The 14,095-nt window shown below is 69.6% G+C and carries 8 protein-coding genes; 6 read left to right on the forward strand and 2 right to left on the reverse strand.

The features are described from left to right. Positions 1-13: 13 nt before the first annotated feature. The gene (locus ACFPCV_RS21915; RefSeq protein WP_378058149.1) at positions 14-1,534 is read right to left on the reverse strand and encodes a glutamate synthase subunit beta; all 1,521 of its coding nucleotides are present in this window, start codon (positions 1,532-1,534) and stop codon (positions 14-16) included. After that, a complete protein-coding gene (gltB, locus tag ACFPCV_RS21920) occupies positions 1,527-6,092 on the reverse strand; it encodes a glutamate synthase large subunit (RefSeq protein ID WP_378058150.1) in 4,566 nt (1,521 codons plus the stop codon). Before gltB ends, ACFPCV_RS21915 begins: the two co-directional genes overlap by 8 nt. A gap of 371 nt (positions 6,093-6,463) precedes the next feature. Here gltB and ACFPCV_RS21925 point away from each other — a divergent pair, with 371 nt between their 5' ends. From ACFPCV_RS21925 to ACFPCV_RS21950, 6 genes are all read left to right on the forward strand, one after another. Then, on the forward strand, positions 6,464-7,849 hold the full coding sequence (locus tag ACFPCV_RS21925) for a glycoside hydrolase family 16 protein (protein ID WP_378058152.1): 1,386 nt from the start codon (positions 6,464-6,466) through the stop codon (positions 7,847-7,849). 367 nt (positions 7,850-8,216) lie between these two features. Next, the gene (locus ACFPCV_RS21930) at positions 8,217-9,485 is read left to right on the forward strand and encodes an ABC transporter substrate-binding protein (RefSeq protein ID WP_378058153.1); all 1,269 of its coding nucleotides are present in this window, start codon (positions 8,217-8,219) and stop codon (positions 9,483-9,485) included. Next, entirely contained in the window at positions 9,482-10,486 is a 1,005-nt protein-coding gene (locus ACFPCV_RS21935) for a carbohydrate ABC transporter permease (protein WP_378058154.1), read from the forward strand. Before ACFPCV_RS21930 ends, ACFPCV_RS21935 begins: the two co-directional genes overlap by 4 nt. 1 nt (position 10,487) lies before the next feature. Further along, the gene (locus ACFPCV_RS21940) at positions 10,488-11,324 is read left to right on the forward strand and encodes a carbohydrate ABC transporter permease (RefSeq protein WP_378058155.1); all 837 of its coding nucleotides are present in this window, start codon (positions 10,488-10,490) and stop codon (positions 11,322-11,324) included. Continuing rightward, positions 11,321-12,703 carry a GH1 family beta-glucosidase gene (locus ACFPCV_RS21945; RefSeq protein WP_378058156.1) on the forward strand — a complete coding sequence of 461 codons (1,383 nt, stop codon included), beginning with the start codon at positions 11,321-11,323 and terminating at the stop codon, positions 12,701-12,703. The genes ACFPCV_RS21940 and ACFPCV_RS21945 overlap by 4 nt, the downstream gene beginning before the upstream one ends. Then, positions 12,700-13,704 carry a LacI family DNA-binding transcriptional regulator gene (locus ACFPCV_RS21950; protein WP_378058157.1) on the forward strand — a complete coding sequence of 335 codons (1,005 nt, stop codon included), beginning with the start codon at positions 12,700-12,702 and terminating at the stop codon, positions 13,702-13,704. Before ACFPCV_RS21945 ends, ACFPCV_RS21950 begins: the two co-directional genes overlap by 4 nt. The last annotated feature ends 391 nt before the right edge of the window (positions 13,705-14,095 follow it).

Below are 14,095 nucleotides of genomic sequence, written 5' to 3' on the forward strand. Positions count from 1 at the left end.
CGGGACCGAGTTCTCAGACGACGGCAAGTGGCAGGGCCGTCGGGATCACCGGGGCGGGCAGGTCGGAGTGACCGGTGAGGAACGCGTCGACGGCGTTCGCGACCGATCGGCCCTCCGCGATCGCCCACACCACCAGGGAAGCGCCGCGGTGTGCGTCGCCGCAGACGAACACACCCTCGGCCCGTGTCTGCCAGTCCGCACCGCACGAGAGCGTGCCGCGCGGCGAGAGCGACAGGTCGAGGCCGTCGAGCAGCGGCATGTGCTCCACGCCCTCGAAGCCGATCGCCAGCAGCACCAGGTCCGCGGGCAGCTCCTCGACGTGGTCGTTGACCGGCGTGACCTCACGGACACCGGTCACCGGGTCGCGGCGGACCTTCACCTCGCGCAGCCGGATCGCCTTCACGTTGCCGTGGCCGTCGTCGACGAAGGACTCGACCGCGACCGAGAACCGCCGCTCCCCCGCCTCCTCGTGCGCGGGGTAGGTGCGCAGGATCCACGGCCACACCGGCCACGGCGACCGGTCGTCGTCGCGGGCGGTCGGCGGCTGCGGGTACTGGTCGAGCTGCGTCACCGACAGCGCGCCCTGGCGGGTCGCGGTGCCGTAGCAGTCGGCGCCGGTGTCGCCGCCGCCGATCACGATGACGTGCTTGCCCTTGGCGGAGATGGTGGTCGGGCCATCGCCCTCGCACTCCTTGTTGGCGGGCACCAGGTGCTCCATCGCGAGGTGCACGCCGTTCAACGAACGTCCGGGGACGTCCTGCGCGTCGCGGCCACGCAGCGCGCCGACCGCGAGGACCACCGCGTCGTACCTGGCCTTCAGCGTCTCCACCGACAGGTCGCCGGGTCCGGAGCCACCGACCTCGCAGCCGGTCACGAACCGGGTGCCCTCCTCGCGCAGCTGCGCGAGGCGCCGGTCGAGGACCTTCTTCGCCATCTTGAACTCGGGGATGCCGTACCGCAGCAGCCCGCCGAGCCGGTCGTCCCGCTCGTACACGGTGACCTCGTGCCCGGCACGCGTCAGCTGCTGCGCGGCGGCGAGCCCGGCCGGGCCGGAGCCGACGACCGCGACCTTCCTGCCGGAGGACACGGTCGCCTGGCGCGGGCGGATCAGGTCCTTCTCCCACGAGACCTCGGCGATGGTCTCCTCGACCCGTTTGATCGCGACCGCCCCACCGGACAGCGGGCTGATCGCGAGCACGCACGCGGCCTCGCACGGTGCCGGGCACAGCTTCCCGGTGAACTCGGGGAAGTTGTTGGTGGCGTGCAGGCGGTTGCTGGCACCCGGCCAGTCACCGAGCCGCACCAGGTCGTTCCACTCGGGGATCAGGTTGCCGAGCGGGCACCCGGCGGAACCCGAGTGACAGAACGGGATGCCGCAGTCCATGCACCGCGTCGCCTGGGTGCGGACCTGCTTGTCCCGCTCCGCCGCGTCCTGGTCAAGGTACACCTCGTCCCAGTCGGCCAGCCGGTCCTGCTTGGGCCGCTTCGGCGCGTCCGTGCGTTCGTGCGAGAGAAAACCACTGGGGTCAGCCACGCGAAGCCTCCATGACCGCCTCGTCGATGTCGCGCCCCTCGGCCGCTGCGAGTCGCATGGCCTCGAGCACGCGCTGGTAGTCGCGCGGCATGACCTTCGTGAAGGACGCCCCGCGGCGTGTCCAGTCGCCCAGCAGCGACGCTGCTACCGCCGACCCGGTGTGCCTGTGGTGCGCGGCGACGATGTCGCGCAGCCACCTCAGATCCTCTGTGGACGGTCGCTGCAGGTCGACCATCGCCGTGTTGACCAGCTTCTGGTCCAGATCGAGGACGTACGCGATGCCGCCGGACATGCCGGCCGCGAGGTTGCGCCCGGTCGGGCCGAGCACCACCGCCCTGCCGCCGGTCATGTACTCGAACGCGTGGTCGCCGACCCCCTCGGCGACCGCGGTGGCGCCGGAGTTGCGGACGCAGAACCGCTCCCCGACGCGGCCGCGCAGGAAGATCTCCCCGCTCGTCGCGCCGTAGGCGATCACGTTGCCGCCGATCACCTGCTGCTCGGCGGCGAACGCCGAGTCCGGGTGCGGTCGCACGATGATCCGCCCGCCCGACAGGCCCTTGCCGACGTAGTCGTTGGTGTCGCCGATCAGGTCGAGCGTGATGCCGGCCGGGAGGAACGCGCCGAGCGACTGGCCGGCCGAGCCGGTCAGTTCGATGTGGATGGTCCCGTCGGGCAGGCCGTCGCCGCCGTAGCGGCGGGTGACCTCGGCACCCAGCAGCGTGCCGACGGTGCGGTTCACGTTGCGCACCGGCAGTTCCAGCTTCAGCGGGTGCGCGTCCTCGAGCGCCGCCTCGGCGAGCTGGATGAGCGTGCGGTCCAGCGCCTGGTCGAGACCGTGGTCCTGACCGCGCACGCGGCGGCGCGCGCTCGAGTACGTGGTCTCCGGCACCGCGAAGATGGGCGACAGGTCGAGGCCCTTTGCCTTCCAGTGCTCGACGGCGTCGTCGACGTCCAGCAGCTCGGCGTGCCCGATCGCCTCGTCCAGCGTGCGGAAACCAAGCTCCGCCAACAGCTCCCGCACCTCGTTCGCGATGAAGTGGAAGTAGTTGACGATGTGCTCGGCCTGGCCGGTGTACCGCTCGCGCAGCACCGGGTTCTGCGTGGCCACGCCGACCGGGCAGGTGTCGAGGTGGCAGACCCGCATCATGATGCAGCCCGCGACGATCAGCGGCGCGGTCGCGAACCCGTACTCCTCGGCGCCGAGCAGCGCGGCGACCACGACGTCGCGGCCGGTCTTCATCGCGCCGTCCACCTGAACGGTGATCCGGTCGCGCAGACCGTTGAGCATCAGCGTCTGCTGCGTCTCGGCGAGCCCGACCTCCCACGGCGTGCCCGCGTGCTTCAGCGAGTTCAGCGGGGAGGCGCCGGTGCCACCGTCGTGCCCGGAGATCAGCACGACGTCGGCGTGCGCCTTGGAGACACCCGCCGCGACCGTGCCGACACCCAGCTCGCTGACCAGCTTCACGTGCACGCGGGCGTGCTCGTTGGCGTTCTTCAGGTCGTGGATGAGCTGCGCGAGGTCCTCGATCGAGTAGATGTCGTGGTGCGGTGGCGGGGAGATGAGCCCCACGCCCGCGGTCGAGTGCCTGGTGCGCGCGATCCACGGCCACACCTTGTTCGGCGGCAGCTGCCCGCCCTCGCCCGGTTTCGCGCCCTGCGCCATCTTGATCTGCAGGTCGGTGGCGTTGACCAGGTACTCGCTCGTGACGCCGAACCGGCCGGACGCGATCTGCTTGATCGCCGAGCGCCGCTCCGGGTCGTAGAGCCGGTCGGTGTCCTCGCCGCCCTCACCGGTGTTGGACCGGCCGCCGATGCGGTTCATCGCGATGGCGAGGGTTTCGTGTGCCTCCGCGCTGATCGAGCCGTAGGACATCGCGCCGGTGTTGAAGCGCTTCAGGATGCCCTCGACCGGCTCGACCTCCTCGATCGGGATCGGCGCGCGGTCGCCCTTGAACCTGAAGAGGCCGCGCAGCGCCCCGCCTTCGCGGTTGAGGCGCTCGACCTCCGCGACGTACTCGCGGTACACGTCCTCGCGCCGCGTCTTCGTCGCGTGCTGCAACAGGAAGACGGTCTCCGGCGTGAACAGGTGCAGCTCGCCCTCGCGGCGGTAGGCGTACTCGCCGCCGACCTCGAGGCGCCGGTGGACGCGGTCGGTCGGGTTCTCCGGGTGCGCCCGGTGGTGGCGGGTGGCGACCTCGGCGGCGATCACGTCGAGGCCGACACCGCCCAGCTTCGAGCTGGTGCCGGTGAAGTACTCGTCGAGCACGTCGCCCGCGAGACCGAACGCCTCGAACACCTGCGCCGCGGTGTAGGCGCCGACGGTCGAGATGCCCATCTTCGACATGATCTTGAGGACGCCCTTGACCAGCGCGCTCACGTAGTTGCGGACCGCGGTCCTCGGCTCGATGCCCGTGAGCGTGCCGCGCCGGATCAGGTTCTCGATCGTCTCGAACGCCAGGTACGGGTTGACCGCCGCCGCGCCGTAACCCAGTAGCAGCGCCACATGGTGCACCTCGCGGGCGTCGCCGGTCTCGACGACCAGCGCGACCCGCAGGCGTTCCTTGGTGCGCACCAGGTGGTGGTGCACCGCAGACACCAGCAGCAGCGACGGGATCGGCGCCATCCGGTGGTCGGCGTCCCGGTCGGAGAGGACCAGCGTCCGCGCCCCGGCCGCGATGGCCTCGGACGCCTCGCGCCGGACCCGCTCGATGGCGGCCGCGAGCGCGTCGCCGTCACCGTCCACTTCGTACAGACCGGGGATGACGGTGCAGGCGTAGCCGGGCATGTCGCCGTCGTCGTTGACGTGGATGAGCTTGGCCAGCTCGTCGTTGTCGATCACCGGGTACGGCAGCTCGATGTGACGGCACGACGCGGGACCCGGCTCCAGCAGGTTCTGCTCCGGGCCCATGATGCGCTGCACCGAAGTGACGATCTCCTCGCGGATCGCGTCCAGCGGCGGGTTCGTCACCTGGGCGAAGTTCTGCTTGAAGTAGTCGTAGAGCAGCCGTGACCGCTTCGAAAGGGCGGCGGGCGGGGTGTCGCTGCCCATCGACCCGATCGGCTCCGCGCCGTTGATCGCCATCGGCTGGAGCAGGATCTTCAGCTCCTCCTCGGTGTAGCCGAAGGAGAGCTGGCGGCGCAGCACCGACTCGTTGGTCTGCACGACGTGCTCGCGGTCGGGCAGGTTCGCGAGCTTGAGCAGGCCCGCGTGCAGCCACTCCTCGTACGGCCGCTCGACGGCGAGCGCCGCCTTGATCTCGTCGTCGTCGACGATCTTGCCCGCCGCGGTGTCCACCAGGAACATGCGGCCGGGCTGCAACCGTCCCTTCGCGACGACCTGGTCCGGCGGGAGGTCGAGCACCCCGGTCTCACTCGCGAACACGACGCGGTCGTCGGTGGTGCGCCACCACCGGGCGGGACGCAGTCCGTTGCGGTCGAGCACCGCGCCAACGAGCGTGCCGTCGGAGAAGGTCACCGAGGCCGGGCCGTCCCACGGCTCCATCAGACTGGAGTGGAACTTGTAGAACGCACGGCGCTTGGGATCCAAGGTGGCGTTGTTCTCCCACGCCTCCGGGATCATCATCAGCACCGCGTGCGGGAGGCTGCGGCCGCCGAGGTGCAGCAGCTCCAGGACCTCGTCGAAGGAAGCGGAGTCCGACCCGTCCGGGTCGCAGACGGGGTACAGCCTGGTCAGGTCGCCGGGCAGGAGTTCGCTCGCGAGCAGCGCCTCACGGGCGCGCATACGGTTGCGGTTGCCCCGGATCGTGTTGATCTCGCCGTTGTGCGCGACGAAGCGGAACGGGTGCGCGAGCGGCCACGACGGGAACGTGTTGGTGGAGAACCGGCTGTGCACCAGCGCGATCGCGCTCGCCAGGCGCGGGTCGGTGAGGTCGGTGAAGAACGCGGGCAGCTGCGCGGTCGTCAGCATTCCCTTGTAGACGACCGTGCGCGCGGACAGCGACGGGAAGTAGACACCGCAGCCGGAAGCGACACTCTCGTGCTCGGCACGCTTGCGCAGGCAGAACGCCATGCGGTCCAGCTCGAGCCCGCCGATGCGGTTGCCGCTGCCGTCGGTCGGCGCGGCCACGAACGGCATCCCGAAGTGCGGCATGACCGAGCGCGCGGTCGGGCCGACGTCGGCGGCCTCCGGTGCGACCGGCACGTCCCGCCAGCCGAGGACCTCGAGGCCTTCTTCCTTGGCGATGCGCTCGACCAGCGCGACGGCCCTGGCCCGCTCGTCGAGGTCCTGGGGCAGGAAGGCGATGCCCGCCGCGTAGGTGGCGGCACCGTCTGGCGCCGGCGCGGGGAGTTCGAAGTCGACGACCGCGCGCAGCAGTTCGTCGGGGAGCTGAAGCAGGATGCCGGCACCGTCGCCGCTGGTGGGCTCGGCGCCGGCGGCGCCGCGGTGCTCCAGGTTGGCCAGCGCCACGAGGGCGTCGGTCACGATACCGTGTGACCTGCGCCCCCGGATGTCGGCGACCATCGCCACGCCACACGCGTCACGTTCGGTGGTGGGGTCGTAAAGACCTCGTGCGGTGGGTACGGCGGAATAGATCACGCGTCGACCTCCCTCGTCGTCCTCGCGCTCAACTGTCAGCTGGGCGCGGGACGGCGGTGGCCCGCGTGTTGACGTGAGCTTAACAGTCCCGAAACCCAGGAGCCATGCGTCGACGGCGGATTTTCCGCGTTGGATGTAACGATCTGGATGATCCGCGCGATATGCGCCCTTCGCCCTGGTGAGGCCCGTCAGGCACCGGCTGCTTCGCCTACGCCAGCGTAACCGACCGGCCCGCAGGTGGAACAACAGCGAAATGTTGCGACCTGTTGACAATCCGTTGTGAGAGCGCTTCCATGACTAACGGCAACATCTGCGGCCTGCATGCCAGGCACTCGGAACCCTGCCCGAGCGTGACAAGGAGGTCACCGCCCATGCCCACTACACGTGCGCCTGCGCGCCGGAGGTTCGCCTTCGGCGCCGCGGCCGCCGCAGTGCTCGTACTGACACCCCTGACCTACACGGCGCAAGCGTCGGTGCCGCCGCCGGACTCCGGCTGGACACAGGTCTGGGCCGACGACTTCAACGGTTCGGCCGGCAGCCTGCCGTCGTCGGCGAACTGGATCTTCGACATCGGCCACGGCTACCCCGGCGGCCCGGCCAACTGGGGCACCGGCGAGATCGCCTACCACACCAACAACCCGGCCAACGTCAGCCTCGACGGCGGCGGCAACCTGCGCATCACCCCGCTGCGCGACAGCGCGGGCAACTGGACCTCGGCCCGCATCGAGACCCACCGCGGCGACTTCCGGCCACCGTCGGGCGGCACGCTGCGCATCGAGGGCCGCATCCAGATGCCGAACGTCACCGGCAGCAGCGCGCTCGGCTACTGGCCCGCGTTCTGGGCGCTGGGCTCGCCCTACCGCGGCAACTACTGGAACTGGCCGGGCATCGGCGAGTACGACATCATGGAGAACGTCAACGGGATCAACTCCGTGTGGGGCGTGCTCCACTGCGGCGTCGCGCCCGGTGGCCCGTGCAACGAGAACAACGGCATCGGCGCGAGCCGGGCCTGCCCGGGCAGCTCCTGCCAGTCGGCCTTCCACACCTACCGGTTCGAGTGGGACGACGCGGCCGACCAGCTGCGCTGGTACGTCGACGGGCAGCAGTACCACTCGGTGAGCCAGAGCCAGGTCGGCGCGGACACGTGGAACCAGATGACCACGCACGCCGGCTACTTCATCATCCTCAACGTCGCCATGGGCGGCGCCTTCCCCGACGGTGTCGCGGGTCACGTGACGCCGACCGCGGCCACCGTGCCGGGGCGTCCCATGCTGGTCGACTACGTGGCCGTGTGGTCGCGTGGCGGCGGCGGAGGTGGCCCGACCGACCCGCCGCCGGGTGACGGCGGCAGCGCGTACGACCGCATCGAGGCCGAGTCGTTCAACGGCCAGAGCGGTCTGACCGTGGAGGGCACGGCCGACGCGGGCGGCGGCAGTCACGTCGGCTATGTGGGCAACGGCGACTGGGCCCGTTACGACGACATCGACTTCGGCTCGACCGCGGCGACCCAGTTCGTGGCCAGGGTCGCGTCCGGCGCCGGTGGCGGGGTGAGCGGGCTGATCGAGGTGCGCCTCGACTCCCGGTCGAACGCTCCGATCGGCAGCTTCGCGGTCGGCAACACCGGCGGCTGGAACAGCTGGCGGACGATACCGGCGAACATCTCCCGGGTCACCGGCGTGCACGACGTGTTCCTGACGTTTACCAGTGGCCAGCCGGCCGACTTCGTCAACGTGAACTGGTTCAACTTCGGGCGCTAGGGGCGCGTTCGCCGGTCGCCCCGGCAGGGTTGGCCAGAGTTCGCGCCGGGCAACGGAACCTCAGGGGACCGTGCCGGCACCCAGCCACCATCCACCGAACGTCCGCACAGCTCCCCGAAACGAAACCAGTACCTTGGATTCCGGGGAGGCGGACCAGCGATCCGCGCGACCCATAACAGGCCACGTGGAGGCTCGGATCGCACTCGCCGGTCCCCCGTGCCCCGTCCCAGGTGCGGGGGACCGGCTCTTTGTCCCACAACGTCCCGGTTACAGGGTCTTGACACAGCCTGGTCCGCCCGAGATCCTTCGGTAACTCATGAGAGCGCTCTCATGCATCCCACACCGACGTGGCCGCAGGAGGCCAGACATGCGCAACCCAGGGATCGTCGCGTGCGTCGCCGCGACCGCCCTCGTTCTCACGGCCTGTGGCTCAGGTGGTGACGCGAGCGAGGACGGCGGCAACACGCTGACGATCAACGTCTTCGGCGACAGCTTCTCGTTACCGGACAACCGCGCCCTCTACGACGAGTACGAGAAGGCGCACGGCGTCAAGATCGTCGAGAACCGCAGTGACTTCGGCACGCACCACCAGAACCTGCAGGCCCGCCTGACCGCGGGCTCCGGGACGGCGGACCTCGAGGTGATCGAGGTCGGGCAGGTGTCCGGCTTCATCGGGCAGTCCGAGTCGTTCGTGAACTTCAAGGACAAGGACGTCGACACGGGCCAGTGGACCGAGTCCACCGTGCAACGTGCGTCCACTCCGGACGGTGGCGCCCTGATCGGCCTGCCGACCGACATCGGCGGCCTCGCCATGTGCTACCGGACCGACCTGTTCGCACAGGCCGGCCTGCCGACCGACCGCGACGCGGTGTCCGCGCTGTGGTCGACGTGGGAGGACTACGTCGACGTCGGGAACCAGTTCCTGACGGCGATGCCGGAGACCAAGTGGTTCGACGCGGGCGGCCACGTGTTCACCGGCATCCTCGGCAACGAGAAGGAGACCTTCTACAACCCCGAGGGCGACCTGATCGTCGAGGAGAACAAGGCGGTCAAGGACGCGTGGGACCTGACGGTCGACGCGATCAAGGCCGGCCAGTCGGCCGCGCTGCCCGAGTTCTCCCCCGAGTGGAACACCGGTTTCCAGCAGGGCCAGTTCGCCACGATCACCTGCCCCGCGTGGATGATGGGCTACATCCAGGGCAACGCCCCGGACACCAAGGGCAAGTGGGACATCGCGAAGATCCCCGGTGGTTCCGGCAACTGGGGCGGCTCGTACGTGACGGTGCCTGCACAGGGCAAGAACGTCGACAAGGCCGTCGAGCTGGCGAAGTGGCTGACCGCACCCGAGCAGAACATCAAGCTGTTCAAGTCGATCGGCAACTTCCCGAGCCAGGAGTCGACCTGGACTCAGCCGGAGGTCGCGGACTTCACCTCCGAGTTCTTCTCGAACGCCCCCGCGGGCAAGATCTACCCCGAGTCGCTGGAGAACGCGCCGGTGCAGGTGGTCGGGCCACAGAGCGGCGTCATCGGCAACACGTTCGCCGGTGCGCTCAACAGCGTCGAACAGGGCACCGATCCCGAGGAGGCCTGGGAGTCGGCGATGAACGACATCAAAGCCGCCGCGGGTGATGGATGACCGTGCGAACGTCAGGGCAGCTCGACAACCGTGGGGCGCCACCGGACTCACCGGGGCGCCCCTCGGGGCCCTCCGCCCGCAGGCAGGCGTGGCGCTCCCGGCTGTACCGCTTCGACGTCAAGGGCTCGCCGTACCTGTACGTCCTGCCGTTCTTCGGGCTGTTCGCGGTGTTCGGGCTGTTCCCGCTGATCTACACCGCGGTCATCTCGACCACCGCGTGGAGCCCGCGCAAGCCCGGCAGCGAGGACGTCTCGGTCGGGCTCGACAACTACGGCAGGCTGCTGTCGGACGAGAACTTCCACAACTCGCTGCTCAACACGTTCGGCATCGGCATCGTCTCGACCGTGCCGCAGCTGTTGCTGGCGCTGGCGATCGCGCACCTGCTGAACTACCGGCTGCGCGGCAGGCTGTTCCTGCGCATGGGCGTGCTGGTCCCCTACATCACGTCGGTCGCGGCGGTCGCGCTGATCTTCAACCAGATCTTCGCCCGCGACTTCGGGCTGCTGAACTGGTTCCTGCAGCCGTTCATGGACAACCCGCTCGACTGGCGCGCGGACAAGTGGTCGTCGTGGCTCGCGGTGTCCTCGATGGTGATCTGGCACTGGACCGGCTACAACGCGCTGATCTACCTGGCCGCGATGCAGACCATCCCGTACGAGCTGTACGAGTCCGCGTCGATCGACGGGGCGAGCCGCTGGCAGCAGTTCTGGCACATCACGATCCCCAGCCTGCGGCCCACCATCATCTTCACGGTCATCGTGTCCACGATCGGCGCGTTGCAGCTGTTCGCCGAGCCGTTCCTGTTCGACACGACCCGCAACAGCAACGGCGGCCCGGAACGGGAGTTCCAGACCGTGGTCCTCTACCTGTACCAGCAGTTCTGGACCAACGGGCGGTACGGCTACGCCGCCGCGATCGCGTGGACCCTGTTCCTGATCACCGTCGTGATCGCACTGGTCAACTTCCTGCTGGTGCGCCGGATCCGATCGGCGGACGACTGACATGGCACACAGACGCTCCCCTGACCAGGCCCGCTGGGGCACCTACGCGATCCTGTTCGCGATCATCATCGTGTCGATCTTCCCGCTGTACTGGTCGATCGTGGTGTCCTCGCGCGACCAGTCCGCGATCGGCCGCTATCCCCCGCCGCTCGTGCCGGGCGGTTCGCTGTGGGACAACCTGGCGAAGTCGTTCGAGCAGGGCAACTTCGGCCTGGCGCTGACCAACTCGCTGATCGTCGCCGGGACCATCACGGTCGCGGTGGTGTTCACGTCCACGCTCGCGGGTTTCGCGTTCGCCAAGCTGACCTTCCGCGGCAGGGGCGGGCTGTTCGCCGCGGTGGTCGGCACGATGCTGGTGCCGACACAGCTCGCGATCATCCCGCTGTACATCATGGTCACCCAGTGGTTCGGCTGGGCGAACGACCTGCGCGGCGTGATCGTGCCGGCGCTGGTGAGCGCGTTCGGCGTGTTCTTCATGCGCCAGTACCTGTCCACCGCGATGCCGACCGAACTGCTCGAGGCCGGCCGCGTGGACGGTGCCTCGACGCTGCGGATCTACTGGAACGTGGTGCTGCCCATCGCGCGGCCGGGAGCCGCCGTGCTGGGGCTGCTCACGTTCATCACCTACTGGAACGACCTGTTCTGGCCGTTGATCCTGCTGAACACGCAGAACCCGACGGTGCAGGTGGCGATCGCCAACACGCGCAGCGGCATCGAGGTGGACTACTCCCTCGTGCTCGCGGGCACGGTGATCGCGACGTTCCCGATGCTCATCGTGTTCTTGGTGCTTGGCAGGCAGATCATCGGAGGGATCATGCAGGGGGCGGTGAAGGGATGACGGGGATCCAGTTTCCCGAGGGTTTCGTGTGGGGCGCGGCGACCGCGGCGTACCAGATCGAGGGCGCGCACGACGTGGACGGGCGCGGACCGTCCATCTGGGACACGTTCAGCCACACGCCGGGCCGGGTCGCGAACGGCGACACCGGGGACGTGGCGGCCGACCACTACCGCCGTTTCCGCGACGACGTCGCACTGATGGCCGACATGGGGCTGCACGCGTACCGGTTCTCCGTTTCGTGGCCCCGGATCCAGCCGACGGGCAAGGGCCCGGCCAACGCGGCGGGGCTGGACCACTACGAACGCCTGGTGGACGAGCTGGCCGCGCACGGCATCGAGCCGATGCTCACGCTCTACCACTGGGATCTCCCGCAGGAGCTGGAGGACTCCGGCGGGTGGGGGGCGCGGGACACCGCGGCCCGGTTCGCGGAGTACGCCGAGCTCGTAGGGGCACGACTCGGCGACCGGGTCCCGGTGTGGACCACGCTGAACGAGCCGTGGTGTTCCGCCTTCCTCGGATACTCCTCCGGCGAGCACGCGCCGGGGCGCACCGACCCGGCGCTGGCGCTGCGGGCGGCGCACCACCTGCTGCTCGCGCACGGGCTGGGTACGCAGGCGCTGCGTGCCGTGCTGCCGGAGCAGGCGAAGGTGTCGATCACGCTGAACCTGTCCTCGGTGCTGCCCGCGGTCACGTCGGCGGCCGCGACGAACGCGGTACGGCGGATCGACGGGCTCGCCAACCGGCTGTTCCTGGACCCGCTGTTCCGCGGCCACTACCCCGTCGACGTCCTGCGGGACACGGCCCGGCTGACCGACTGGTCGTTCGTGCTGCCAGCGGACCTGGCGGTGATCGCGGCGCCGGTCGACCTGCTGGGCATCAACTACTACACGCCGACGCTGGTCGACAGCGTCGGACCGGCGGGTCTGCCGGTCGACGGCCCGTCGCCGTGGCCGGGGTGCCGCGATGTCCGGTTCGTCCAGCCGCCCGGTCCGCAGACCGCGATGGGCTGGGCGATCGACGCGCAGGGCCTGCGCAACGTGGTGCACCGGGTGCACGACCAGTACCGGCCGGTACCGTTGATGATCACCGAGAACGGCGCCGCGTTCGACGACGAGCTCGGGGTCGACGGGGTGCGTGACGACGAGCGGATCGACTACCTGCGCGACCACTTGGAGGTCGTGCACGAGGCGATCACGCACGGCGTGGACCTTCGGGGATACTTCGTGTGGTCGTTGCTGGACAACTTCGAGTGGGCCTACGGGTACGCGAAGCGGTTCGGCATCGTCCATGTGGACTACCAGACACAGGCCCGCGTGTGGAAGGACAGCGCACACTGGTACCGGAAGGTGATTCAGACGAACGGCATAGACGAGGAATGATCTCGAAGCCCACGCTCGACACCGTCGCCGCCGAGGCGGGGGTGTCGCGGGCGACCGTGTCCAGGGTGATCAACGGGTCGCCGAGGGTGTCCCCCGAGGTGAAGGTGGCGGTCGAGTCGGCCATCGCGGCGCTGGGCTACGTGCCCAACCGGGCGGCCCGCAGCCTCGCCATGCGCAGGACCGACTCGATCGCGCTGGTGATGCGCGAGCCGGACGCCACGGTGCTCAACGACCCGTACCTCGGCAACATCATCATCGCGACGAGCCAGACCCTCATCGGCACCGGTGTGCAGCTGGTGCTGGTGAACGCGCAGAACACCGCGGAGCACGCGCAGCTCGCCGACTACGTCCGAAGTGGACACGTGGACGGCGTGCTGCTGGCCTCGATGCACGACGACGACCCGCTCCCCCGCGTGCTGCTGGAGGCCGGGATCCCCACGGTCGTCGGCGGCCGCCCCTCCCGCCCGATGCCCGGTCTGTCCTATGTGGACGTCGACAACGTGGGCGGCGCCCAGCTGGCGGCCGAACGCCTGCTGGCCGCCGACCGCCACCGCATCGCCACGATCGCCGGCCCGCAGGACATGACGGCGGGCATCGACCGCCTCACGGGTTACCGCCGCGCCCTGTCGGCCACCGGCCGCAAGGCCGACCGGGTGGCGTACGGCGACTTCACGAGGGAGTCGGGACAGCAGGCGATGACGGCCCTGCTCGACCACCACCCGGACCTGGACGCGGTGTTCGTCGCGAACGACCTGATGGCCATCGGCGCACTGCGCGCCCTCCGCGACGCCGGCCGCCAGGTCCCGGCCGACGTGGCGGTGGTCGGCTACGACGACATCGAGATGGCCCGCCACACCGAACCCCCGCTGACCACCATCCACCAGCCCATCGTCGACCAGGCCCGCACGATGACCGAACTGCTCCTGACCCAGATCGGCGGCGACCCGGTCGGCGACCCGGTGGTCCTGCCGACGGAACTGGTGGAACGCGAGTCCGCCTGACCGGTTTCTTCCCTGAATCGGTGTTGTGTCTTGGGTCTTGTCCACGCCGGCCGGACAGATCTCTGGGGTGGAGGGCTGTCGTGTCGGGTTCGGGTCTGCCTGCCATCCCGTCGACCTCCGCGGAGGGCTTGCGGGTTGCGTGAGTACGGGCCGTGCCTCCCAAGCCCCCGCTGCGCGGGCCGGGTGTTTCTCGCCACGCTCGTCCGCCGGGGTCACGACTGTCACGTCGGCCACTGGCCCGCCCCGTTACCGCACCGGGGTGATAGCGTCCCGGTGCTGGTCAGCACACTGACCGGTGACGCGGCGAGGTAGCGAAGTCCGGTGCGATTCCGGCGCTGTCCCGCAACTGTCATAGCCAGGTCGCCTCCCTGTCGCGTCGACGCCAACCGCC

It is taken from the genome of Actinophytocola glycyrrhizae (assembly GCF_042653545.1).
Classification (GTDB): domain Bacteria; phylum Actinomycetota; class Actinomycetes; order Mycobacteriales; family Pseudonocardiaceae; genus Actinophytocola; species Actinophytocola glycyrrhizae.